This window comes from Streptomyces sp. CG4, assembly GCF_041080655.1.
In the GTDB taxonomy this organism is placed as follows: Bacteria; Actinomycetota; Actinomycetes; order Streptomycetales; family Streptomycetaceae; genus Streptomyces.
Map to the genome: position 1 here is coordinate 5735494 of NZ_CP163525.1, position 25169 is coordinate 5760662.

18 protein-coding genes and 1 tRNA gene are annotated in these 25169 nt (G+C 71.2%); 7 read left to right on the plus strand and 12 right to left on the minus strand.

Translation table 11 applies throughout. The features are described 5' to 3' along the window. The first annotated feature begins 221 nt into the window (after nt 1-221). Nucleotides 222-2954, plus strand: coding sequence for a phosphoenolpyruvate carboxylase (gene ppc / locus AB5L52_RS26210; RefSeq protein ID WP_369366562.1), 2733 nt, complete (start codon nt 222-224; stop codon nt 2952-2954). 64 nt (nt 2955-3018) lie between these two features. Here the strand turns inward: ppc and AB5L52_RS26215 are convergent, their stop codons facing one another. The 7 genes from AB5L52_RS26215 to AB5L52_RS26245 form a co-directional block, all read right to left on the minus strand. Continuing rightward, the gene (locus tag AB5L52_RS26215) at nt 3019-3528 is read right to left on the minus strand and encodes a hypothetical protein (RefSeq protein WP_351027598.1); all 510 of its coding nucleotides are present in this window, start codon (nt 3526-3528) and stop codon (nt 3019-3021) included. Between the two features lie 96 nt (nt 3529-3624). After that, a complete protein-coding gene (pth, locus tag AB5L52_RS26220) occupies nt 3625-4230 on the minus strand; it encodes an aminoacyl-tRNA hydrolase (protein ID WP_369366564.1) in 606 nt (201 codons plus the stop codon). A gap of 75 nt (nt 4231-4305) precedes the next feature. Further along, nucleotides 4306-4899, minus strand: a complete 594-nt coding sequence (locus AB5L52_RS26225) for a 50S ribosomal protein L25/general stress protein Ctc (protein ID WP_369366566.1) — start codon at nt 4897-4899, stop codon at nt 4306-4308. Nucleotides 4900-5097: 198 nt separating this feature from the next. Next, nucleotides 5098-6078: a ribose-phosphate diphosphokinase gene (locus AB5L52_RS26230; RefSeq protein WP_076090371.1), complete on the minus strand. Its 981-nt coding sequence runs from the start codon at nt 6076-6078 to the stop codon at nt 5098-5100. Between the two features lie 159 nt (nt 6079-6237). Further along, complete coding sequence (gene glmU, locus AB5L52_RS26235) at nt 6238-7686, minus strand: bifunctional UDP-N-acetylglucosamine diphosphorylase/glucosamine-1-phosphate N-acetyltransferase GlmU (RefSeq protein ID WP_369366568.1); 1449 nt, start codon at nt 7684-7686, stop codon at nt 6238-6240. Nucleotides 7687-7810: 124 nt separating this feature from the next. Then, nucleotides 7811-7886: transfer RNA gene (locus AB5L52_RS26240), tRNA-Gln, on the minus strand. Between the two features lie 14 nt (nt 7887-7900). Next, nucleotides 7901-8761, minus strand: a complete 861-nt coding sequence (locus AB5L52_RS26245; RefSeq protein ID WP_369368973.1) for a hypothetical protein — start codon at nt 8759-8761, stop codon at nt 7901-7903. Between the two features lie 166 nt (nt 8762-8927). On the opposite strand from AB5L52_RS26245, the gene AB5L52_RS26250 reads away from it, so the two are divergent. Beyond that, nucleotides 8928-10229: a sensor histidine kinase gene (locus tag AB5L52_RS26250; RefSeq protein WP_369366570.1), complete on the plus strand. Its 1302-nt coding sequence runs from the start codon at nt 8928-8930 to the stop codon at nt 10227-10229. A gap of 147 nt (nt 10230-10376) precedes the next feature. On the opposite strand, the gene AB5L52_RS26255 is transcribed toward AB5L52_RS26250, so the two are convergent. After that, nucleotides 10377-10910, minus strand: a complete 534-nt coding sequence (locus AB5L52_RS26255) for an SUKH-3 domain-containing protein (protein WP_351027467.1) — start codon at nt 10908-10910, stop codon at nt 10377-10379. A 52-nt stretch (nt 10911-10962) separates the two neighbouring features. Beyond that, nucleotides 10963-11478, minus strand: coding sequence for a YwqJ-related putative deaminase (locus tag AB5L52_RS26260; RefSeq protein ID WP_351027469.1), 516 nt, complete (start codon nt 11476-11478; stop codon nt 10963-10965). A 264-nt stretch (nt 11479-11742) separates the two neighbouring features. On the opposite strand from AB5L52_RS26260, the gene AB5L52_RS26265 reads away from it, so the two are divergent. The 3 genes from AB5L52_RS26265 (at nt 11743) to AB5L52_RS26275 (ending at nt 17259) form a co-directional block, all read left to right on the plus strand. After that, nucleotides 11743-12753, plus strand: a complete 1011-nt coding sequence (locus AB5L52_RS26265) for an SMI1/KNR4 family protein (RefSeq protein WP_351027471.1) — start codon at nt 11743-11745, stop codon at nt 12751-12753. 10 nt (nt 12754-12763) lie between these two features. Beyond that, complete coding sequence (locus tag AB5L52_RS26270) at nt 12764-16009, plus strand: SUKH-4 family immunity protein (RefSeq protein ID WP_369366574.1); 3246 nt, start codon at nt 12764-12766, stop codon at nt 16007-16009. 395 nt (nt 16010-16404) lie between these two features. After that, complete coding sequence (locus tag AB5L52_RS26275; protein WP_369368974.1) at nt 16405-17259, plus strand: cellulose-binding protein; 855 nt, start codon at nt 16405-16407, stop codon at nt 17257-17259. A 108-nt stretch (nt 17260-17367) separates the two neighbouring features. On the opposite strand, the gene AB5L52_RS26280 is transcribed toward AB5L52_RS26275, so the two are convergent. The 3 genes from AB5L52_RS26280 to AB5L52_RS26290 all read right to left on the minus strand — a co-directional run bounded on the left by AB5L52_RS26280 (nt 17368) and on the right by AB5L52_RS26290 (nt 21301). Continuing rightward, nucleotides 17368-19014 carry a cation acetate symporter gene (locus AB5L52_RS26280; RefSeq protein WP_351027474.1) on the minus strand — a complete coding sequence of 549 codons (1647 nt, stop codon included), beginning with the start codon at nt 19012-19014 and terminating at the stop codon, nt 17368-17370. Continuing rightward, nucleotides 19011-19544 carry a DUF485 domain-containing protein gene (locus tag AB5L52_RS26285; RefSeq protein WP_351027476.1) on the minus strand — a complete coding sequence of 178 codons (534 nt, stop codon included), beginning with the start codon at nt 19542-19544 and terminating at the stop codon, nt 19011-19013. The genes AB5L52_RS26280 and AB5L52_RS26285 overlap by 4 nt, the downstream gene beginning before the upstream one ends. A gap of 215 nt (nt 19545-19759) precedes the next feature. After that, entirely contained in the window at nt 19760-21301 is a 1542-nt protein-coding gene (locus AB5L52_RS26290; protein WP_351027478.1) for an MFS transporter, read from the minus strand. A 461-nt stretch (nt 21302-21762) separates the two neighbouring features. Between AB5L52_RS26290 and AB5L52_RS26295 the strand changes: the two genes are divergently transcribed. Beyond that, complete coding sequence (locus AB5L52_RS26295; RefSeq protein WP_351027480.1) at nt 21763-22551, plus strand: ABC transporter ATP-binding protein; 789 nt, start codon at nt 21763-21765, stop codon at nt 22549-22551. Then, complete coding sequence (locus AB5L52_RS26300; RefSeq protein WP_369366577.1) at nt 22548-25130, plus strand: ABC transporter permease; 2583 nt, start codon at nt 22548-22550, stop codon at nt 25128-25130. The genes AB5L52_RS26295 and AB5L52_RS26300 overlap by 4 nt, the downstream gene beginning before the upstream one ends. Nucleotides 25131-25169 lie beyond the last annotated feature (39 nt).

Below are 25169 nucleotides of genomic sequence, written 5' to 3' on the forward strand. Positions count from 1 at the left end.
TTCCGTAACCTACGGCGACGTAAGTATGGCAGCGTGGCGTGCGGCGGCAAGAGCCCCAGACCCTGCGCGTCCACATGGCCACCTATCCTTGGTCTCGGTCGGACAGCGCGGTCCGCTGAAGTTTCCTTCCCGGACGCTCCGGCCCGTATGCGGCGCCCGCCGCCTGCCGGCCGGCCGGGTTCCCTCCTAGTCGAGCTTCAACACTGCAAGGAGCCGCACCTGTGAGCAGTGCCGACGACCAGACCACCACGACCAGCAGCGAGCTGCGCGCCGACATCCGCCGGCTGGGTGATCTCCTGGGCGAGACCCTCGTACGGCAGGAGGGCCCCGAGCTCCTGGACCTGGTCGAGAAGGTCCGCCGCCTCACCCGCGAGGACGGCGAGGCCGCCGCCGAGCTGCTGCGCGGCACCGAACTGGAGACCGCGGCCAAGCTGGTGCGCGCCTTCTCCACCTACTTCCACCTCGCCAACGTCACCGAGCAGGTGCACCGCGGCCGCGAGCTGCGCGCCCGGCGCGCCGCCGAGGGCGGACTCCTCGCCCGCACCGCCGACCGGCTCAAGGACGCCGACCCCGAACACCTCCAGCAGACCGTCCAGCACCTGAACGTCCGCCCGGTGTTCACGGCACACCCCACCGAAGCCGCGCGCCGCTCGGTCCTGAACAAGCTCCGGCGCATCGCCGCGCTCCTGGAACTGCCCGTCCTCGACTCCGACCGCCGCCGCCACGACGTCCGCCTCGCCGAGAACATCGACCTGGTGTGGCAGACCGACGAACTGCGCGTCGTACGCCCCGAGCCCGCCGACGAGGCCCGCAACGCCATCTACTACCTCGACGAGCTGCACGCCGACGCCGTCGGCGACGTCCTGGAGGACCTCACCGCCGAACTGGAGCGCGTCGGCGTCAAGCTCCCCGCCGACACCCGCCCCCTCACCTTCGGCACCTGGATCGGCGGCGACCGCGACGGCAACCCCAACGTCACCCCCCAGGTGACCTGGGACGTCCTCATCCTCCAGCACGAACACGGCATCAACGACGCCCTGGAGATGATCGACGAACTGCGCGGACTGCTCTCCAACTCCATCCGCTACACCGGCGCCACCGAGGAACTGCTGCAGTCCCTGCAACAGGACCTGGAACTGCTCCCCGAGATCAGCCCCCGCTACAAGCGCCTCAACGCCGAGGAGCCCTACCGGCTCAAGGCCACCTGCATCCGGCAGAAGCTGGTCAACACCAAGGAGCGCCTCGCCAAGGGCATCCCGCACGAGGCGGGCCGCGACTACCTCGGCACCGCCGAACTCCTCGCCGACCTGCGGCTCATCCAGACCTCCCTGCGGGAACACCGCGGCGCACTCTTCGCCGACGGACGCCTCAACCGCACCATCCGCACCCTGGCCGCCTTCGGCCTCCAGCTCGCCACCATGGACGTCCGCGAACACGCCGACGCCCACCACCAGGCCCTCGGCCAGCTCTTCGACCGCCTCGGCGAGGAATCCTGGCGCTACGCCGACATGCCCCGCGACTACCGCGGCAAGCTCCTCGCCAAGGAGCTGCGGTCCCGCCGTCCGCTGGCCTCCACCCCGGCACCCGTCGACGCGGCCGGCGCCAAGACCCTCGGCGTCTTCGAGACCGTCAAGAAGGCCCTGGAGGTCTTCGGGCCCGAGGTCGTCGAGTCCTACATCATCTCCATGTGCCAGGGCGCCGACGACGTCTTCGCCGCCGCCGTCCTCGCCCGCGAGGCCGGCCTCGTCGACCTGCACGCCGGCTGGGCCAAGATCGGCATCGTGCCGCTCCTGGAGACCACCGACGAGCTGCGCGCCGCCGACACCATCCTCGAAGACATGCTCTCCGACCCCTCCTACCGGCGCCTGGTCGCGCTGCGCGGGGATGTGCAAGAGGTCATGCTCGGCTACTCCGACTCCTCCAAGTTCGGCGGCATCACCACCAGCCAGTGGGAGATCCACCGCGCCCAGCGCCGGCTGCGCGACGTCGCGCACCGCTACGGCGTACGGCTGCGCCTCTTCCACGGCCGTGGCGGCACCGTCGGGCGCGGCGGCGGCCCCTCCCACGACGCCATCCTCGCCCAGCCCTGGGGCACCCTGGAGGGCGAGATCAAGGTCACCGAGCAGGGCGAGGTCATCTCCGACAAGTACCTCATCCCCTCCCTGGCCCGGGAGAACCTGGAACTGACGGTCGCGGCCACCCTGCAGGCCTCCGCCCTGCACACCGCCCCCCGCCAGTCCGACGAGGCCCTCGCCCGCTGGGACGCCGCCATGGACGTCGTCTCCGACGCCGCCCACGCCGCCTACCGCCGCCTCGTGGAGGACCCCGACCTGCCGGCGTACTTCTTCGCCTCCACGCCCGTCGACCAGCTCGCCGACCTGCACCTCGGCTCGCGCCCCTCACGCCGGCCCGACAGCGGCGCCGGCCTCGACGGACTGCGCGCCATCCCCTGGGTGTTCGGCTGGACCCAGTCCCGGCAGATCGTCCCCGGCTGGTTCGGCGTCGGCTCCGGCCTGAAGGCCCTGCGCGAGACGGGGCTGGACACCGTGCTCGACGAGATGCACCAGCAGTGGCACTTCTTCCAGAACTTCATCTCCAACGTCGAGATGACCCTCGCGAAGACCGACCTGCGCATCGCCCAGCACTACGTCGACACCCTCGTCCCCGACGAACTGAAGCACGTCTTCGACACCATCAAGGCCGAACACGAGCTGACCGTCCGCGAGATCCTGCGGGTCACCGGCGAGCAGGAACTGCTCGACGCCCAACCCGACCTGAAGCAGACCTTCGCCATCCGCGACGCCTACCTGGACCCGATCTCCTACCTCCAGGTCACCCTGCTCAAGCGCCAGCGCGACGCCGCCGCGGCCGACGTCACCCCCGACCCGCTGCTCTCCCGCGCCCTGCTCCTCACCGTCAACGGCGTAGCGGCGGGCCTGCGCAACACCGGCTGACACCCACCACACCAAGAAGGGTGCCCCCGAGGTCGTACGACCCCGGGGGCACCCCCGTCTCCGGCTACTGCAAGGCCACGAAAGCCGCCGTCAGCAGCCCCACGCCGGAAAGCCCCAGCACCCACGCCACCCGCGTCAGCCGCATCCCGCCCGCCACCACCACCGAAGCCAGCAGCAGCGCCCCGCCCAGCGGCACCCAGGCGTACAGGATCCCCGCCGGCCCCGAACGCACCGCGTCCGACGTACCCGGCTTCAAAACGACGTCGTACGTCTGCCCCTCACGCACCGCCACGGACTTCGTGAGCTCCACACGCGCGCGTGCCCGGGCTCCTTCCGACGTCGGCGTGAACGGCCCCGTACAGGTGCCCCCGGCACACCGCGTCACCCGCACCGTGCCGGCCTCCCGCCCCTTCGCCAGCATCACGTGCTGCGCGGTTCCCCAGGAACCCCACACCCCGGCGAACAGGATCAGCGCGGCGACCGTGCCCATCGCCGCGACCCGCCCGAACCGCAGAGCGGTCACGGAAGCGCGACGAGCGGAGGCGGAGGCTGTGGCAGGCATGGCCGGGATCATTGGCCATACGGCCACGACCGGTCAACTCGCCCGGGAGCCAAAGCCGTACAAGTCACGAGTTGTACGGGCCAGATCAGGAGTTGTACGCGCCGGGGGTCAGGAGTTGTACGTGCTCTGTGCCCGCTCCAGGCCCTCGATCACCAAAGACTCCACCGCGTCCGCCGCACGGTCCACGAAGTAGTCGAGCTCCTTGCGCTCCGCCGACGAGAAATCCTTCAGCACGAAATCCGCGACCTGCATACGGCCCGGCGGCCGGCCGATCCCGAACCGCACCCGGTGATAGTCCGCACCCATCGCCTTCGTCATCGACTTCAGACCGTTGTGCCCGTTGTCACCGCCGCCCAGCTTCAGCCGCAGCACCCCGTAGTCGATGTCCAGTTCGTCGTGCACGGCCACGATGTTCGCCACCGGCACCTTGTAGAAGTCCTTCAACGCGTTCACCGGACCACCGGACAGATTCATGTACGACATCGGCTTCGCCAGGATCACCCGCCGGCTGGCCGGGCCCGCCGGACCGATCCGCCCCTCCAGCACCTGCGCCTGCGCCTTGCCCGCCCGCTTGAACTTCCCCCCGATCCGCTCGGCGAGCAGGTCCGCCACCATGAAACCGACGTTGTGCCGGTTCATGGCGTACTCCGGCCCGGGATTCCCGAGCCCGACGATCAGCCAGGGGTCACCGCTGGCGGGGGTGGTCACGTCCATGTCTCCTTGATACGCGCCAGCCGCTGCCCCCGGAGAGGGAAGCAGCGGCTGAACAGCCGATGACGACGGGGAGGATCAGGCCTCCGCCGCCTCCTCGCCCGCGGCCTCCTCGCCCGCGGCCTCCTCGGCCTGGGCCTGCAGGACCTGCAGAACGACGGCGTCCGCGTCCACGGCCAGGGTCGCACCCTTCGGCAGGGCGATGTCCTTCGCGAGGACGGAGGCACCGGCCTCCAGACCCTCGACGGAGACCGTGACGGCCTCGGGGATGTGCGTGGCCTCGGCCTCGACCGGCAGCGTGTTCAGGACGTGCTCCAGCAGGTTGCCACCCGGGGCCAGCTCGCCCTCGGTGTGCACCGGAATCTCGACCGTGACCTTCTCGCCACGCTTGACCAGCAGCAGGTCCACGTGCTCCAGGAAGCCCTTGATCGCGTCACGCTGGACGGCCTTCGGGATCGCCAGCTCGTTGGTCTTGCCGTCGATGTCCAGGGAGATCAGGACGTTCGGCGTACGCAGCGCCAGCGTCAGGTCGTGACCCGGCAGGGTCAGGTGCACCGGCTCGGTGCCGTGGCCGTAGAGAACAACCGGAACCTTGTTTTCACGGCGGATGCGACGGGCCGCACCCTTGCCGAACTCGGTACGGGTCTCGGCGGCGAGCTTCACCTCGGACATATCGATCACTCCTCGCAGGAACGGAACGGACGTGGTCACCCGGCCACGAACGGCCTGCTACGAAGAGCGCGTCGATAACGGACCGCCGTACACACGCGTACGGCCTCCCTCGCCGAGCAACTTCGCCAGTTTACTCGGACAGGGAGGCCGCACCCAAAAGGATCTTCCGCTACCTCACCAAGAGAGGTCGCAGAATCCTCACTGCTCGTCGAAGAGGCTGGTCACCGAGCCGTCCTCGAAGACCTCACGCACCGCGCTCGCAATGGTCGGAGCGATCGACAACACCGTGATCTTGTCCAGATCCCGGCCCAGCTCCGCCGGCGTCGGCAACGTGTTCGTGAACACGAACTCGCTCACCCGCGAGTTCTTCAACCGGTCCGCCGCCGGACCGGACAGCACACCGTGCGTGGCGGTGACGATGACGTCCTCCGCACCATGCGCGAACAGCGCGTCGGCGGCCGCGCAGATCGTGCCACCCGTGTCGATCATGTCGTCGACCAGGACACACACCCGGCCCTTGACCTCACCCACGACCTCGTGGACGGTCACCTGGTTCGCCACGTCCTTGTCACGCCGCTTGTGCACGATCGCCAGCGGCGCACCGAGCCGGTCGCACCACCGGTCCGCCACCCGCACCCGGCCCGCGTCCGGCGACACGATCGTCAGCTTGTCCCGGTCCACCTTCGTGCCCACGTAGTCCGCGAGCAGCGGCAGCGCGAACAGATGGTCCACCGGACCGTCGAAGAAACCCTGGATCTGATCCGTGTGCAGATCCACGGTCAGGATGCGGTCCGCACCCGCCGTCTTCATCAGATCCGCGATCAGACGCGCCGAAATCGGTTCACGACCCCGGTGCTTCTTGTCCTGCCGCGCGTAACCGTAGAACGGCACAATCACCGTGATGGAGCGAGCCGACGCACGCTTCAGCGCGTCGATCATGATCAGCTGCTCCATGATCCACTGGTTGATCGGAGCCGTGTGGCTCTGGATCACAAAACAGTCGGCACCACGCGCCGACTCCTGGTAACGGACGTAGATCTCGCCGTTCGCGAAGTCGAAGGCCTTCGTCGGGACGACCCCGACACCCAGCTGCTGGGCGACCTCCTCGGCAAGCTCGGGGTGGGCGCGGCCGGAGAAGAACATCAGCTTCTTCTCGCCGGTCGTCTTGATCCCGGTCACAGCACAGTCTCCTCAGAGGTTGTCTCAGCCAGCCAGCCGGCTGCTCGGCGACCTCTCGGCTGGGCATGAGAGGCCGTATCAGCTGGTAAGGGTGCGGGGGTGCACACGTGCGGATGTGCACTTATCACGGTACGCCGTGTTTGGCGCACCCGTTTCCGGTCACTCCTCGCCCTCACCCCGCCGCGAGGCCGCCTCGGCCGCCTTCGCGGCCGAACTCCCCGGACGCTTACGGGCCACCCAACCCTCGATATTCCGCTGCTGACCACGGGCCACGGCCAGCGAGCCGGGCGGCACATCCTTCGTGATCACCGACCCGGCGGCGGTGTAGGCACCGTCCCCGACCGTGACAGGAGCCACAAACATGTTGTCCGAACCGGTCCGGCAGTGCGACCCCACGGTGGTGTGGTGCTTGTCCTGACCGTCGTAGTTCACGAACACACTCGCCGCACCGATGTTCGTGTACTCACCGATCGTCGCGTCACCGACGTAGGACAGGTGAGGCACCTTCGTCCCCTCGCCGATCGAGGCGTTCTTCGTCTCCACGTACGTCCCGATCTTGCCCTTCGCACCCAGACGCGTACCGGGCCGCAGATACGCGTACGGCCCCACGGTCGCGTCCGGACCGACGTGAGCGGAATCCGACACGGTGTTGTCCACCCGCGCCCCCGCACCCACCCGCGTGTCCTTCAGCCGGCAGTTCGGCCCCACCTCGGCACCCTCACCGAGGTGCGTCGACCCGGTCAGCAGCGTGTTCGGCAGCACGACGGCGTCCCGCTCGAAGGTCACGGTCACGTCCACCCAGGTCGAGGCAGGGTCCACGACCGTGACCCCGTCCAGCATCGCGGCCGTCAGCAGCCGGTCGTTGAGAATCCGGCGGGCCTCGGCGAGCTGCACCCGGTTGTTGATCCCGGCGATCTCCCGGTGATCGGCGGCGACGGACGCACCGACCCGATGCCCGGCCTCCCGCAGAATCCCGAGCACGTCCGTGAGGTACTCCTCACCCTGGCTGTTGTCCGTCCGCACCTTCTTCAGCGCGTCCGCCAGCAACTGCCCGTCGAACGCGAACACCCCGCTGTTGATCTCCCGGATCGCCCGCTGGGCGTCGGTCGCGTCCTTGTGCTCCACGATCGCGGTGACGGCACCCATCGCCTCGTCCCGCACGATCCGGCCGTAACCGGTCGCGTCCGGCACCTCGGCCGTCAGCACGGTCACGGCGTTGCCGTCGGTGGCGTGGGTCTCGGCCAGCTGCTTCAGGGTGTCGGCGGTGAGCAGGGGAGTGTCCCCGCACACGACCACGACGGTTCCCTCCACGGCCCCGCCCAGCTCCTCCAGGCCCATGCGCACGGCGTGCCCGGTGCCGTTCTGCTCCGCCTGTACGGCGGTCCTGGTGGCCGGGTCGATCTCGGCGAGGTGGGCACCGACCTGCTCACGGGCGTGGCCCACGACCACGACCAGGTTCTGCGGGTCCAACTCACGGGCGGCGGCCAGTACATGACCGACCAGGGAACGGCCGCAGATCTCGTGCAGGACCTTCGGTGTGGCCGACTTCATACGGGTGCCCTCACCCGCTGCGAGAACGACGACGGCGGCCGGGCGGATGGCGCTCACGGGGTTGCCCTTCGGCTGTGGGTGAGTGGGGGTGACAGCCGCAGGATACCGGGGCGTTTCGTGGGGGACATGAGAGCGGGCCCTGACGGGGAGGTCAGGGCCCGAACCCAGGTCTTGTGTGCTGTGGCTCCCCCGCAAGGATTCGAACCTTGTCCTGCTGGTACCAAAAACCAGTGTGCTGCCAGTTACACCACGGGGGACAGCGCCTCAGACCTTACCCGAGACGTGTCTCGGCTTGAGCCACGATTCCGGCCCACCAGCCTTCGATGCGGTTGTACAAGTGGGCGCTTCGGGCTACGCCGATGACCAGGCAGCCGTGATAGTCGTCCCCGGTGTTCTTGCGGACGGTCTTGGGGTTGTGCTTCTTCAGGGTCGGCTTGGCGAAGACTGACGTGTCGACGTCGGCGACGGCTGCCCAGAAGCGGTGCGCCGCATCGACGTCCGCCGACTCGTGGATGAGCAGCCGAAAGTTCAGGCGCTCGCGGTCCACCTCGAGCAGGTCCAGCCAAGCCAAGTAGGTCTTGATCACTCCGGGGTCGCTGTTGACGAAGATCGCGCGCTCTCGGCGGTCGTACGGCTTGCTCTTCGACCCCTCTGCCCAGTAGAGCGCGACGCCCACCATGAAGAGCTCGCGATCGGTGAGTTCTCCGGTCTCTCGCAGCGCGGCCACCTTGGTCATTTCGAGCTTTTCCCTCTCTGTGGCGCGGCGCCTCGTCAGGCCCTCTCGCATGAGTGCCCGCTGCTCCTCCGGCGTGTACCGGGGTTCGGGCCTCGGAAGGTCCCGTACCCACAGCGACACAGAACTGCGCGAGCATCCCAGCTCCGCCTCGATCTGGTCGTAGGTCCAGCCCTGGAGCCGTAGCTCCCGGGCCTTTGCCCGGAGGTCGTCCTTCGCGTTCGGGCGCTTGGTCCACTCCGGTGGGGGCTCGCCCTTGACCAGCTGGTTGAGGATGTCGTTGTTGAAGATCTTCAGCTCGTCGCGGATCTGCCGGAGGCTGTGGCCGGCCCGGCGCAGGGCCACAGCCTGCTCACGGAGGCTCTCTAAGTCGGCGTATTTGCCTGATGGATGTGCCATGGGCATACCGTCTGGCCGGAATGAAACGTTCCGGGGTCGAACGGGATGGGTTCGCCAGTTCGAGTGATACCGGTGGGTTTCGAGGCCGTACGGTTACGGAGTGTGGTGTACGGCAGTAGGTGAAAGTCACCGGAAAAGCCCCGGCGGTGGCCCGTAGGCTGGATGCATGACCACGACGGGGGAAGACCACGCCAGGGGCCTGACCGGCCCGTGGTGGTGGGGGAGGTGGCGCAGTGCGGTGCTCGACGGGAGTCTCGCGCTGGTGTCCGCCGTGGAGTGCGGTGCGGAGGGGGTTCCGTTCGCCCGGGATGCCGGGATCCCCGTGTCGGTGGGGATCGTTTTCGGCCTGATCGCCGGTTCGGTGCTGTTGGTGCGGCGGAAGTGGCCGATCGCCGTCGTGCTCGTCGCCATCGCGATCACACCCGCGCAGATGGGGTTTCTGCTGGGCGTCGTCGGCCTGTACACCCTCGCCTCGTTCGAGTTGCCGCGCCGGATCATCGGGGCGTTGGCGGGGATGTCGCTGGTGGGGACGGCGGTCGTGACGTTCGTACGGGTGCGGCAGGACATGGCGCGGGGCGATCTGACGCTCGGTGACTGGTTCGTGCCGTTCGCCGCGGTGACGACGGCGCTCGGGCTGACGGCTCCGCCGGTACTGCTGGGGCTGTATGTGGGGGCGCGGCGGCGGTTGATGGAGAGCCTGCGGGAGCGGGCGGACTCGCTGGAGCGGGAGCTTCAGTTGCTCGCGGAGCGGGCGGAGGAGCGGGCCGAGTGGGCGCGCAACGAGGAGCGGACGCGGATCGCCCGGGAGATGCACGACGTCGTCGCGCATCGGGTGAGTCTGATGGTGGTGCATTCGGCGGCGTTGCAGGCGGTGGCCCGGAAGGATCCGGAGAAGGCGGTGCGGAACGCTGCTCTGGTGGGGGACATGGGGCGGCAGGCGTTGACCGAGCTGCGGGAGATGCTCGGGGTGCTGCGGGCCGGGGAGGATCTGGTGCGGCGTGCCGCCGGAGTGCCGTTGGCGGCGGTCCGGGAGGCGGCTGAGGCGGCGGCTTCGCGGGCGGTGGCGGAGGACGGGCCCTGCTTGTCGGAGCTGGACGAACTGATCGGGCAGTCGGCGGCGGCGGGGATGGTCGTGGATCTGTCGGTGGAGGGGGAGGTGCGGTCGTATGCGGCGCAGATCGAGCAGACGGCGTACCGGGTGGTGCAGGAGGCGTTGACGAACGTCCACAAGCATGCGGCGGGTGCGAAGACACATGTGCGGCTTGCGCACCGGGTGTCGGAGATCGCGATGCAGGTGGAGAACGAGCCGCCGCCGGAGCCGGGTTCGGCGTCGGCGGCGAGGCTGCCGTCGGGCGGGAACGGCCTGGTGGGGATGCGGGAGCGGGTCGTCGCCCTGGGGGGCGTGTTTGTGTCGGGGCCGACGGATGCGGGGGGTTTCCGGGTGTCGGCGGTGATTCCGGCGGCGTAGGGCTGTCCGCCCCTCCGGGTGTGCTCCGCGTGGCTCCGGGGGCGTTCCGGGTGCGCTCCGGGTGTGTTGAGGGTTGCGGTCGCGGGTCCGCTCTGCTTCCGGTGCCGGGTGTTTCGGCCGGGGGCGGGGTCGTAGCGGTCCTGGGGGTCAGCCGGCGGTGAGGCGTACCGGTTCGATGCCGGTGATGAGGGTGGCGAGGGCGTGGTCGATGTCGGGGCCGGCGTACCAGTCGCCCGTGTGGTCGAGGGTGTAGACGCGGCCTTCGTTGTCGATGGCGAGGATGGCGGCGGTGTCGGTCTCCTCGCCGAGGGGGCAGATCTCGGTGCCGAGGGCGCGGCCGAGGTCGCCGAGGGTGCGGGCGTGGTGGAGGCCGTGCAGGGGGTCGAGGTGGAGGGTGGCCGGGGCGATCTGCCGGCCGGGTCCGCTGGGGGTGATGCGGAGGCCGCCGAATTCGGCCCAGGCCTCGACGGCGGCGGGGAAGACGGTGTGCCGGTGTCCGGCGGGTGAGGCGTGCTCGCGCAGGGCGTCGGCCCAGATCTCGGCCTGCTTTATGTCCCAGCGTCCGGGTTGCCAGCCGGCGGCGCGCAGGGCGGCGTCGACGAGTACGGGGAAGCGGGCCGGGGTGGCCCCGTGCTCGTGGCGGGCAGGGGGCTTGGGGGTGGTGGCGTGGTCGGGGTGCATCTGCCCTTCGTTCGTCGTGCCGGCGGGGGCGTACTGGGGTGGACGGTGGTGTTCAGCCGTCGGTTGCCGTGGGGTCGACGATGCGGACGCCGAAGTGGGCGCTGAGGGCGGTGCAGGCGCGGCAGGGGGTGGCGAAGCTTCCGTGCAGGGGGTCGCCGTCCTCGCGTATGCGGCGGGCGGTGAGTTTGGCGTGTTTGAGGGCTTTGCGCGCTTCGCTGTTGGTCATGGGTTTTCGGGCGGCGCGTTTGCTGCGGGCGGCGTCGGCGGCGGTGATGTGCCGGGAGACGAGGATGGTCTCGGCGCAGCGGCCGGTGAAGCGGTCGCGTTGGGTGCTGGTGAGGGTGTCGAGGAAGTCCTGGACGAGGGGGTGCAGGGGAGGGGGTTGGTCGCCGCGGGCGGCGGTGCCGGTGAGGGTGGCGCCGCGCACGGAGAGCGCGGCGGCGACGGTGGGCAGGATGCCGTCGCGGCGGTGGCGCAGGGTGGGGGCGGGAGGTGTGTCGGTGCCGCTCCAGCCGATGCGAGGGTCGCCGGCCCGCACGTCCGCACCTCCGGTTCGCAAGGCATTCATGATCGTTTTTCCCTCCCCGGGCATCCCCTCGAAGGACACAGGGTGCCAAATGCCGTGGCCGGTGCGGAAGCTGGGGCGGCGCGACACGCCCTAGTAGGGGCAGGTCGTCACGGTGGGGTGACGGCTGGTGACGCAAGCGGAGGGGTGGTTTCCGCGGGGATGCGATGGGCCGGTGACCGGGGTTCGCGTACCGCATAGGCTGTCGCCATCCGCGATCGACACCGCCGATTGAGGCCAGAGAGAACGCCGCAGGGGGCTACCGCCATGACGACAGGTCGGCTCGGGCAGCAAGCCGCGCCGCCGAACGCGGCCTATGCCGGGCAGGTCGTGCACTTCCCGGATCCGGTCCGGGCGGCGCGTCACCCGAGAGGAGTACGGGTCGACGAGCATGGTTACCCGGATTTCGCTCCGTACGCGCGCGTGGCGGTGGAGATCGCCGAACCGCCGGACGGCTTCGGCGTCGACGAGCTGCGGTTGACGGACCATGTCTCGGCGAACGCGGCACTGGCGGCGGAGCGGCACGAACTGTGGGACACGGTGCCGGACGTGGCGACGCCGCACGGCTGGACGTGGCACCACGTGGCCGGTACGCGGCGGTTGGAGCTGATTCCGGTCGAGGTGAAGGCGCTGCTGCGGCATCACGGTGGCGTGGCGACGGCGCCGGTGGACCATGCCAAGCGGGGAACGCGGCCGTTGCAGGAGACGCGACCGGCGCACTTCGGGCTGCCGAAGTCGGGTGTGGCGGTGACGGAGGCGCAGGTGCAGGGGGTCGAGGAGGATCTCGGCTACCGGCTTCCGGGCGCGTATCGCTCGTTCCTGAAGGTGGCGGGCGGCTGTGCGCCGGTGGGTACGGCGCTGGACGCCGAGCTGGGTCTGCTGGTGGACCAGCCGTTCTTCACGGTGCGGGACGAGGCGGCCGTGAACGACCTCGTGTACGTCAACAAGTGCCTGCGCGACCACTTGACGAAGGATTACCTCGCGGTGGCGTTCGTGCAGGGCGGTCTGCTCGCGGTGAAGGTGAAGGGCGAGCGGCCGGGTTCGATGTGGTTCTGTGCGTACGACGACGTGCGTGACGTGGATCCGTCGTGGTCGCCGGCGGAGCGGGTGGAGCGTCTGCTGCTGCCGTGCGGCGACGACTTCGACGCCTTTCTGTCGCGGCTGGCGGGAAATCCGCCGGAGTTGGAGACGGTGGCGAATCTGATGGTCGACGGCGGTTTCGCCCATGTCGTTCCGGTGTCCGCCGGCTCGGCGTCTTCCGGCCCGGTGGGGGAGTGAGCTTCAGGCGATGGTGACCTACGCGCAGGCGCAGGAGCGTGCCGAGGAGTGGATCAACGGTGACGTGCCCGCGTACCAGCACCGTGAGGTGCGGGTGCGGGAGTTCGAGCTGGGCTTCGTGGTGTGGGGCGAGGACCGGGCGGAGGGCCCGCGTTCGGACGCGGGCGCGCAGCGGCTGGTGATCGCCCGGGACAGCGGGGAGGCGACGCTGTGGCCCGGTCTGCCGGTGGGCGAGGTGATCCGCCGGTACGAGGAGGAGTACGGCCGTCCCGACGTGCCACGCGACGCCGCTCCGGCGCCTGCACCTGCCCGGATGGACCTCAACCAGACGTCGTTCCTGCTGACTCCTCCGGAGTGGCTGCAGGAGGCGGCGGACAAGCTGGGCATCGGGGGCGAGCGGCGGACCGAGGGCGCGAGCGGTTCGGGGGCCGGGTCGGGTTCTGGACACGGTGCCGGTTCCGGTGCCGGTGCCGGTGTTGGTGCTGGTGGCGGGGCTTCGTCCGGTGGGGCGGGGTTGGCGGAGACGCAGGCCGGGGTGCCGGCGGGGGCTTCGGGGGCGCCTGGGGTGTCCGGGGCGCCCGGCGTGTCCGCTGGGTCCGTTGGGGCACAGGGTGGGTCGGGTGCGCCGGGCGCGTCCGCTGTTCCCGGGGCGCCTGTTCCCGGGGCTGCGCCGCCCGCGGATGTGCCGGTGGGGGCGACGCCCTGGGCCGGTACCGACACCAACGCGGGCCCCGGTGAGGACGACCGTTCCGTGCCGCTGCCCGCGACGGTGTTCGCACCACCGCTGAGCGATCCCGGCGGCGAGGCTCCGCGGCAGCCGGCGAGCACGCCGGATGCGAAGACGGCGTTGATGTCGGGGGGCAGCCAGCTGCCGCGGACTGCGGTCGCGCCGGCGCTCGACCCTACGAGCGCGCCGGGTGCGCCGGGTGCGCCGGGTTCACAGGGCGCGCAGGGCTTTCCGCCGGGCGCGCCGGGTTCACAGGGCGCGCAGGGCTTTCCGCCGGGCGCGCCGGGTGGGCCGTCCGCCCCTGGTGGTGCGCCGGGTGCGCCCGACGCTGCGCACGCGCCTGGTGTGCCTGGAGTGCCCGGGGCGCCCGCCGCTCCTGGTGCGCCGGGCACGCCGCAGGGCAGCACGCCTCCTCCGCCCGGCACGCCCCCGCACGGCTACCCGCAGCCGTCGGCAGCTCCCGGCACGCCTCCGCCGGGCGCACCCGCGTACCCGCCGGCGGCGCCCGGCGCTCCGCTCCCGCCCCCCGCTGCTCCCGGTACGCCGGGTGTGCCGGGAGCGCCTGGCGTCGCGCAGGGCAGTACGCCCCCGCCGCCTCCGGCTGCCCCGACGTACGGCTATCCGCAGGGGCCCGGCGCTCCCCAGGCTGCTCCGGGTTACGGCTACCCGCAGGCGCCGGGTGGTGCGCCGGGTGCGCCGCAGCCTCCGGCCGACCCGGGCGCGTCCGCGCGGCAGCTCGCGCCGAACGCCGGTGACATCGCGGATGCCGCGACCAGCAGGGCGGCGCCGCCGCCGAAGAAGGCCCGTGGCGGTGTGGGTACGCCGCCTCCGCCGCCGGGCGTCCCTGGCGCGCCGGGCGCGCGCCCGGGGAGTGCACCGACGCCGCCCGCACCAGGTTCGTCCGCAGGTGGGTACGTGCCGACGCAGCTGATGTCGGCGCTCGGGCCGGAGGGGCCCGAGGGGCAGGGCGGTACGGGCGCGCCGGCTGGTCCGGGTGGTCCGGCTGGTCCCGGTGGTGCGGAAGGGGTGCAGGCGCCGGGTGCGCCGCATGCTCCGGGCGCCCCCAACCCGCCTGCCACGCCTCCGGGTGGCGTGCACTACGCGGCCACGATGCTGGCCGATCCCAGCCAGATGGGCGGGGGCGTGCCACAGCCTCCGGGCGCCCCGGGCATGCCGAACCCGCCCGGCGCTCCCATGGCTCCGGGCGCCCCGGGCATGCCGCCCGTGCCTGGCGCACCACAGCCTCCGGGCGCCCCCGCGGGGCCCGGTGTCCCCGGCGCGCCGCAGCCGCCGAGCGCTCCCGCCGGTCCCGGTGCGCCTGGTGCCCCGGGCGTTCCGGGGGGCGGGCGCGGGGCCGTGCACCACGCGGAGACCATGCTGGCCGCGCCCCCCGTGGCCGGTCCCGGCGCACCTCCGCCGCCGCCCGCCCCCGGCGCACTCGGCGCTCCGGGTGCCCCCGGGATGCCGCCGGGCGTCCCGGGTGGACCGCAGCCGATGGCTCCGGGTGCGCCCATGCCGGGGCAGCCGTCGGCGTACGGGTATCCCCAGCAGGGGCAGCCGACGGTCGGTCCGGGTTATCAGGCCGTGCTGCGTTACCGCGCTCAGGACGGTTCGGAGCAGCAGCTGATCCGGCGGTCGGCTCCGGGTATGCCGCACCCGGAGTGGCAGATCTTCCACGAGCTGCGGGCGATGAACGTGCCGCCGGACCAGGTGCTGGAGCTGCACACGGAGCTGGAGTCGTGCGCGCTGCCGGGCGCCTACTGCGCGCGGATGATGCGGGAGCAGTGGCCGCAGGCGCGGATCACGAGCATCGCGCCGTACGGCACGGACCACGCGAGCCGGCAGCAGGGCATGCAGCAACTGCTGGTGCACCAGGGCGAGTTGCACCAGGTGGCGGACGGGCCGGCGCGGCCCGCGCCGGTGCGGGCGCCGCTGCAGCCGGTGCAGGCCGCGCCGCCGGTCCCGCCGGAGGGCATCGCGCAGGAACTGGCGGCGGCGTTCGGGCCGGGGATCTTCCGGTTCGACCAGCAGGCGGTGTCGCGGCAGGGTGTGCCGCCGATCGTGGCGCACACGCTGGTCGTGTCCGGTCTGCCGCTGGACATGAGCCCGTTCTTCTGGGCGCAGGCCCAGCCGGGCCGTCCGGTGCCGACGCTGGCGGAGCTGGCGGCCGAGCGCGGGGTGCAGCCGGCGTCGGACGCGGGCTCGTACCTCGTCATGGGGACCGACTTCGGCAAGGCGATCTGTGTGCAGTACGGGACGGCGAACATCGTGGCCGTGCCCGTGGAGGCGGGGCCGGGCGGGGCTCCGGTGCCGCCGCAGTTCGTGAACACCGGGCTGCCGGAGTTCGCTCGCTGCCTGGCGTTGCTGGGCCGTATGTGGCGCCTCAGGTATGGGCTGAACCAGGAACAGGCGGGCCGCTGGACCGTCGACTTCCAGTCGCAGCTCGCCGCTCTGGACCCGGCGGCGCTGGGCTCGCCGGAGAGCTGGTGGTCGGTGCTGCTGGAGCAGATGTGGGACGGGCTGTTGTAGTCGTGTCGCCCTGATGCCGGCCCATCGTGTCCTCCGCGCGTGCGTGAGGAACACGATGGGCCGGCGCCGTTTCCGGCGACGTCCCGGTGGGAGCCATGCGTCACGCGCTGCCTTCCCGGGGCCTTCCCAGGTCCTTCCCAGGGCCTTTCCCGGGCGGGTGACGCCCGTTTGGAGTACGGCCATCACCCTTGAGGGAGAAGAAAGGTCTGGCGGCCCCCAGTTTGTTCACGCCGATCACGAAGTGCGGGATTTCGAGCGTGATGTGACTGCGGAGTGTCGCGTTATGAACACTTACGTCCGATCCATCAAGATGTGCGCGAAATCGTCGTGTCGTGTATGTCCGGTGGAGAGGGGTTCCCAGGGTGAGCAGCGCATCGATTTCGCCCGACGGCTTCATGACCGCCCGAGGGCGCGGCTACCGCCCCGATCAGGTCGACGCCACCCTGGAGGCGTTGTCGTACGACCGTGACGCCGCGTGGGAGAGGGCCGCACGGCTGACCGTGCTGGCCAAGGACATGGAGGCGGAAGCCGAGCGGTTGCGGGAGGTCGTCGAGCAGATCGCACCGCAGGCGTACGAGGCGCTCGGGGAGCGCGCGCAGGGTCTGTTCCAGCATGTGCTGGAGGAGGCGGAGGACCTTCGCGAGCGCACCCGGCGCGAAGCGAGCGAGCAGGTCGCGCAGGCCGAAGCGCGCGCCGCCGACGTGCGCCGGGAGGCGCAGGAAGCCGCGGACGCGCTCCGCGCGGAAGCCGACGAATACGCCGACCAGGTGCTCCAGGCCGCGCGCGCCGAAGCCGACGCCCTCCGTGTCGCCGCCCGGCGCGAAGTGAAGGAAGCGCGCGGAACGGCGCTCGGCTCGTTGCGCGAGGTACGGCAGCGCACCACCGGCATGCTCACCGAGCAGTCCCGGGAGCACGCCGAGCGGTGGGCCGACGCCGAGCGCGAGGAGGCCGAGCGGATCGCCGCGATGGACGCCCGGCACGTCGAGCGGGCGAGCCTCGCCGAGGCCGCGCTGTCCGAGGCCAAGCGGGCCCTCGCCGAAGCCGAGGACTTCGCGCGCCGCAGCGAGGAGGAGGCACAGGCGCGTGCCGCCGAAATCGTCGCCGACGCGCGCGTGCGCGAGGAACGCATCGCCGGCGAGACGGAACAGGTGCTGCGCGAGCACGGCGAGACCTGGGACGACGTACAGGCGCACATGGACCACGTCCGCAGCCGCCTGATCTCGCTGACGGGCAGAGCGGTCCTGGAATAACACTCCTTCAGTCACCCCGAGTCGCCCCGCGCGAACACCCTCACGCACGGCGCCCACGCGCACCTGCACGCCCCGCGCCCGCGCGCACCTACTCGGCCCCGCCCCCGCTCACCCCCCCTTCCGCGCAGCCCCCGCCAGGATCCACCCCTCCACCGCCTCGTACTGGCGTCGCTGCTGTTCCGCCTTGGCGCGGCCGGAGGCGACCGTGCCGAGCCAGCCGAAGAAGAAGCCGGCCGGGATGGAGACGATGCCGGTGGTGGTGAACGGGAACCAGTTGAAGTCGGCGTGCGGGAAGGCCGAGACGGGGGAGCCGGAGACCAGATTGGTGCCCGGCATGAGCAGCAGCACGGTCAGCGAGCCCCCGATCAGCGTGCTCAGCAGCCCGCTGCGGGTGTAGCGGCGCCAGAAGAGCCCGTACACCAGGGCGGGCGCGATGGCCGAGGCGCCCAGGCAGAAGGAGAGCGTGATCAAGGGCTGCAGGCTGTGGTGCTGCACCAGCGTGGCCAGCAGGATCGTCGGCACCCCTATGGCGAGCGCCGAGACACGGGCCAGGGCCATCTCGCGCCGGGCCGGCATCTCCTGCACGCGCGCGGCGAACACGTCGTGGGCGAGGGAGTTGGCGCAGGCGAGGATCATCCCGGCGACCGAGGCGAGCAGGGTCAGGAAGATCGCGGTGGTGACCATGGTGAACAGGAAGGTCTCCGCCGTGGACACGTCGGCGCCGAACGCCGCCCGCGAGCCCAGCAGATACGCGGTGTTGCCCTGCGGATCGGCGCCGGCGATCGCGGCGCGGCCCACCAGGGCCGTGGCGCCGAACCCGACCACCGTGATGACCAGCACGAACAGGGCCACGATGGACACCGCCCAGGACATCGAGCGGCGCACCTGGCGGGCGCTGGAGGCGGTGTACATGCGCATGGTGACGTGCGGCAGGACGCCGCCGCCGAGCACCACGGTCAACTCCGAGGCGATCATGTCGAGCCGGGACCGCGGCCCGGTGCCGAACTGCAGCCCGGAGTGCAGGAAGGCCGGCCCGGCCCCGCTCTGCCGCGCGGCGGCGGTGAACAGGGCGCCCGGGTCCCAGTCGAAGCGGTGCAGCATCAGTACGGCGACCACGGCGCCCGAACCGACCAGCATCACGATCTTCAGCATCTGGATGAGCGCGGTGCCCTTCATGCCGCCGATCGCCGCGTAGGCGATCATCAGGGCGCCGAGCCCCACGACGCATCCGGTCTTCAGCGAGGCGTTGGAGAAGCCCAGGATGAACGCCATCAGCTGGCCGGTTCCGGCGAGTTGGACCACCATCAGCGGCAGCAGCGCGGCGATCGTCACCGCGCAGGCCGTGATGCGCACGCAGCGGCCCGGGAGCCGGCGCGCGAGCGCGTCGCCCATCGTGAACCGGCCCGCGTTGCGCAGCGGTTCGGCCAGCAGGAACATCAGCAGCATCAGCGACAGTGCCGTACTGAGGGCGAGGACGACTCCGTCGTAGCCGCACAGGGCGATCACTCCGCCGGTGCCGAGGACGGTGGCCGCGGAGATGTAGTCCCCGGCGATGGCGAGGCCGTTGCGCAGCGGGGACAGGGAGCCGTAGCCGGTGTAGAACTCGTCGAGGTCGTCGCGGTCGGGGCCGGTCATGACGCACAGCAGCAGGGTCACCGTGGCGACGGAGGAGAAGGCGACCAGGGACATGGACTGGGCCGAGCCGCTGAAACCGGTGAAGCCGCCCACGGCCGGGGTGCCCGCGGCGCCGGTCATCGGGTCGCTCCTCGGCGTGCGTCCAGTTCGGCCACCTTGCGGATGCGGTCCGCGAGCGGATCGACGTGCCGGCGCGCGGTGCGCTCGTACAGGGCGATCGCGAGCCAGGTGACCGGGAGTTGGAGCAGGGCGAGCAGCAGACCGGCGGGGATGCCGTCGGCGACGGTGCGCGTCATCACGCCGGGCGCGCTCGCGGACAGGACCAGGAACAGGGTGAAGTAGCCCAGCGCGGTGAGCGTCGCCGTGCGCCGCTGCCAGCGGTAGGCGCCGCGCAGCACGCGAAGGTCGCTGTGGTGGCCGAGGGGCTCGCGGGACGGCCGGCGCTCCGGCCGGGGCGCCGGCTGCGAAGGCGCGGGTTGCCAGGGGTAGGTGAGGCGCGCGGGGTGCGGTGGGCCGACGGCGGGGTGGGGCGGGGCGTAGGCCGGGTGCGGGGCGTCGTAGGAGGGGCGCGGGGTGTCGTGGGGCGGACGGGGTGGGTCGTAGAACGGATGGGGTGGGTCGTACGGCGGGTACGGCGGGTCGTAGGACATCCCGGGGCTCCTTGCGTGGCTCGGGTCCGTGGCGGCGGACCGCAGGGAGGTGGGGGGTGGGAAGTGGAGCCACGCACGCTACTCGCGAGTTCGGGATCGCGCGGCGTTTTCACCGAACTGGCCGGTCGGTATGCGCTTACTACGCGAAATCGCAGTCCGGGCCCGGGCGTTGCCCGCGTTGACCAGGAGCGGGCCTTGCGCAGGCCGCGGCGCCGTCACTCCTGCCGCACCGGAAACCGTCGCGGCGCCACCAGCAGCAGCACCAGGAAGGCCAGTGCCGCCGCGCCCGCCGCTCCGAGGTACACCGCGTGCACCGCGTCGGCGATGGCGCGCCGGGTCGCCTCCGGAGCCGTACCGGCGTCGAGCGCGCGCGTGACGGAGTCCAGATCGCTCGCCCCGCCCAGATGCGCGGCCAGCACCCCGTTGGCGACGGCGCCGAACAGCGAGGCGCCCACGGTCTGTCCGGTCTGCCGGCAGAACAGCACGGACGCGGTCGTGGTGCCCCGCTCCGACCAGCCCACCGTCGACTGCACCCCGACGATCAGCGGCAGCTGGAACAGCCCGAGCGCCCCGCCCAGCAGCAGCATCAGCAGCGTCGGCTGCCACCACGAGCCGGGGTACGGCAGGAACGGGAACGCGCACAGGATCAGCGTGGCCAGGCCGATGCCGAGCAGTGCGGTGTCCCGGAAGCCGATGCGCCGGTAGATGTGCTGGCTGAACGCCGCCGACACCGGCCAGCTGAGGGTCCACACCGACAGCACGAAACCGGCGGCCACCGGTGCGAGTCCGAGCACCGACTGCGCGTACGTCGGCAGGAACACGCTCGGCGCCACCATCAGCAGCCCCAGCGCGCCGAGGGCCAGATTGACCGCCGCGATCGTCCGGCGCCGCCACACCCACCCGGGGATGATCGGCTGCGCCGCCCGCCGCTCCACGACGACCACCACACCGGCGAGCGCCAGACCGGTGCCGAAGAGCGTCAGCGAGGGCGCCGACAGCCACGGCCAGGCGACCCCGCCCTGGACCAGCGCGGTCAGCAGCACCCCGCCGCACGCGAACACCGCGAGCGCGCCGGCCCAGTCCACACGCGCGCGTGCCGTGGTTTCCGAGTCCTCCGGCTTCTCCGCCTCGGCCGGCTGCTTCGTCTTCTCCCGCTCGGGCTCGTGCAGATGACGGACGATCAGCCACAGCGCGGCGGCGCCGATCGGCAGGTTGATCAGGAAGATCCAGCGCCAGTCGGCATAGGCGGCGAGCACTCCGCCGAGTCCCGGCCCGGCCACCGCCGACACCGCCCACACCGTGGACAGCTTGGACTGGATCTTCGGGCGCTCCGCCAACGGATACAGATCGGCGGCCAGCGTCTGCACGGTGCCCTGCAACGCGCCGCCGCCCAGGCCCTGGACGATCCGGAACGCGATCAGCGCCGCCATGTTCCAGGCCCCCGCGCACAGCAGCGAGCCCAGCAGGAACACGGCCGCGCCCGTCACCAGCACCGGCTTGCGGCCGAAGGTGTCGGACAGCTTGCCGTAGACGGGGAGCGTGACGGTCACGGCGAGCAGATAGCCGGAGAAGAGCCAGGAGAAGACCGAGAACCCGCCGAGGTCGCCGACGATCTGCGGGACGGCCGTGGAGACGACGGTGGAGTCCAGCGCGGCCAGCGCCATCGCCAGCATCAGCGCGGCGACCACCGCGCCCCGCCGCCGGGTGTCCTCGCGCCCGGCCGTGCCGCCGCGTATCGCGGGTGTCGTACTCCCCACCCCGAACCCCTCCCTGTGACTCCCCGCCCGGCCCTGCCCCGTGCCCCTTGCATCTATCTCCGCCACGACAGCTTGCCACGCGCCCGTGAACTTGACCCTGACGCGACCGGAGGGTGGACGCTTTCCGGGTCGAAGGGTGGAGACGACCCCGAAAAGGCTCCGCCCGAGGGTGGAGGACCCCTAGGGGGCCCTCCGTACTCCGGCTCGGGGAGGGTTCGTTCCGGCGGAGGACGAGCAGGGCGGGCCCCGCTCCTTAACCTGGCTTTACGCCGCTGAGGGGCGGCCGACCGCACCGGCGGGGTGGGGTTTACCCCCCGGAAAGAGGGGGCTTCGCACCAGCGCGCGACGACCCCGCCGGCCGCGAGACTCGACGACGTACTCAGGACGGCACCCGACACCCGGCACCTCGGCCCGCGCCGGGTGCCACTCACTGACTTGCCAACCGATATAGGAGACATACCGTGACATCGGCTGTGACCATTCCCAGGCACGGGGGTACTGGAGGGCGTACGGCCGTTGCCGCGCGGGCGCGGCAGGTCGTGAAGGCGTACGGGTCCGGTGAGACCCGTGTCGTCGCCCTCGATCACGTCGACGTGGACATCGCACGTGGTCAGTTCACCGCGATCATGGGCCCCTCGGGGTCCGGCAAGTCCACGCTGATGCACTGCCTCGCCGGGCTCGACACCGTGACCGGCGGTCAGATCTATCTGGACGAGACCGAGATCACCGGCCTGAAGGACAAGAAGCTGACGCGGCTGCGCCGGGACCGGATCGGCTTCATCTTCCAGGCGTTCAACCTGCTGCCGACGCTGAACGCGCTCGAGAACATCACGCTGCCCATGGACATAGCCGGGCGCAAGCCGGACAAGGCGTGGCTGGACCGGGTCGTGGAGACCGTCGGCCTCGCCGGCCGGCTCAAGCACCGGCCGACCCAGCTCTCCGGCGGCCAGCAGCAGCGCGTCGCCGTGGCCCGCGCCCTCGCCGCCCGCCCGGAGATCATCTTCGGGGACGAGCCGACCGGAAACCTCGACTCGCGCGCCGGCGCCGAAGTCCTCGGCTTCCTGCGCCGCTCGGTCGACGAACTCGGCCAGACCATCGTGATGGTCACGCACGACCCTGTGGCGGCCTCCTACGCCGACCGCGTGCTCTACCTCGCCGACGGCCGGATCGTCGACGAGATGTACCAGCCGACGGCCGATCAGGTCCTGGACCGCATGAAGGACTTCGACGCCCGGGGACGTACGTCATGACCGTCCTGAAGACCTCGATGCGCAACTTCTTCGCTCACAAGGGCCGTATGGCGCTGTCGGCGGTCGCGGTGCTGCTGTCGGTGGCGTTCGTGTGCGGCACGCTGGTGTTCACCGACACCATGAACACCACCTTCGACAAGCTGTTCCAGGCCACGTCCTCGGACGTGACGGTCAGCGCGAACGGCTCCTCCGACACCGGCCAGACGACTTCCCGCACCGGCAAGCCGCCGGTCATGCCGGCCTCCGTCGTGGGCAAGGTCCGCGGGGCCGAGGGCGTGCAGAAGGCCGAGGGGACGGTCTTCTCCACCTCGGTGACCGTCATCGACGCCAAGAAGGACAAGCTGTCGCCGTCCAGCGGCGCGCCCACCATCGTCGGCAGCTGGAACGGCAACGACGCCCGCACCATGAAGATCGCCTCCGGTACGGCGCCGGGGGGCCCGGACCAGGTCATGGTCGACGAGGACACCGCCGGCAAACACCACCTGAAGATCGGCTCCGACATCGGCATGATCTCGGTCGTCGGCACGCACCACGCACGCGTGTCCGGCATCGCCGCCTTCAAGGTCACCAACCCGGGCGCGGCCATCTTCTACCTGGACACGAAAACGGCCCAGCAGACGCTGGTCGGCCGGACCGGCGTCTACACCAACGTCAACGTCACCGCCGCCCAGGGCGTGACGAACGACCAGCTGAAGAAGAACGTCACGGCCGCCCTCGGCCACGGCTACAAGGTGCAGACCGCCAAGGAGGTCGCCGACGCCAACCAGAAGAGCATCAAGAGCTTCCTGAACGTCATGAAGTACGCGATGCTCGGCTTCGCCGGGATCGCCTTCCTCGTCGGCATCTTCCTGATCATCAACACCTTCTCCATGCTGGTCGCCCAGCGCACCCGCGAGATCGGCCTGATGCGCGCCATCGGCTCCTCCCGCAAGCAGATCAACCGCTCCGTGCTGGTCGAGGCGCTGCTGCTCGGCCTGATCGGCTCCGTGCTCGGCGTCGGCGCGGGCGTCGGCATCGCGGTCGGCCTGATGAAGCTCATGGGCAAGATGGGCATGCACCTGTCCACCGACGACCTGACCATCGCCTGGACGACACCCGCCGTCGGCATCCTCCTCGGCGTCCTGGTCACCGTCCTGGCCGCCTACCTGCCCGCCCGGCGGGCCGGCAAGGTCTCCCCGATGGCGGCCCTGCGCGACGCGGGCGCCCCGGCCGACGCCAAGGCCGGCGTGGTCCGGGCCGTGATCGGCCTGCTCCTCACCGGCGCCGGCGGCCTCAGCCTGTACGTCGCCGCCACGGCCGACAAGGCCAAGGCCGGCTCGGGCTGGCTCGGCCTCGGCGTGGTGGCCACACTGATCGGGTTCGTCGTCATCGGCCCGCTGCTCGCCGGTGGCCTGGTCCGCGTCCTCGGCGCGGTCATCCTGCGGATCTTCGGCCCGGTCGGCCGCATGGCCGAGCGCAACGCGCTGCGCAACCCGCGCCGCACCGGCGCCACCGGCGCGGCCCTGATGATCGGCCTGGCCCTGGTGGCCTGCCTGTCGGTGGTCGGCTCCTCCATGGTGGCCTCGGCCACCGCCCAGCTCGACAAGACCGTCGGCGCGGACTTCATCATCCAGGGCGACCAGCAGTACAGCTTCGTCAACCCGCAGATGGTGAAGAAGATCAAGGACACGCCCGGCCTGGAGCGCGTCACCGAGTACAAGCTCGTGGACGCCTCCCTGACGACGCCGGACGGCCGGGTCACCAAGGACGGGACCATCGACGCGGCCGACCCGACCTACGCGCAGGACGTGCGCACCAAGACGGTCGCCGGCCATCTCGCCGACGCCTACAAGCCCGACTCGATGTCCGTCTTCGAGGGCTTCGCCAAGAAGCACGGCATCAAGCTCGGCTCCACGGTCTCGGTCGCCTTCAAGGGCGGCGCCACGGCCAGGCTGACGGTCCGCGCGATCACCAGCGACGACGCCGTGGTCGACAAGGGCGCGTTGTACGCCGCCGTCTCCACGGCCGCGAAGTACGTGCCGGCCGACCGGATGCCGCTTGACCAGATCGTGTTCGCCAGCGCCAAGGACGGGCAGCAGGCGGCCGCCTACAAGGCGCTGAAGTCGACGCTGCGGGACGACCCGGCGCTGACCGTGCGGGACCAGACCGACTTCAAGAAGGCGCTGAAGGACCAGATCGGCCAGCTGCTGAACATGATCTACGGCCTGCTCGCCCTCGCGATCATCGTCGCGGTCCTGGGTGTGGTGAACACCCTGGCCCTGTCGGTGGTCGAGCGGACCCGGGAGATCGGCCTCATGCGGGCCATCGGCCTCTCCCGCCGTCAGCTGCGCCGCATGATCCGCCTGGAGTCCGTCGTGATCGCCCTCTTCGGCGCCCTGCTCGGCCTGGGCCTCGGCATGGGCTGGGGCGCGACCGCCCAGAAGCTCCTCGCCCTGCAGGGCCTCAACGTCCTGGACATCCCCTGGCCGACGATCATCACGGTCTTCATCGCCTCGGCCTTCGTGGGCCTGTTCGCCGCACTGATCCCGGCGTTCCGGGCGGGCCGGATGAACGTCCTGAACGCGATCGCCACCGACTAGCCGCGCAGGCTGGGCCGACGGCCACCGCACAGGGGGCGT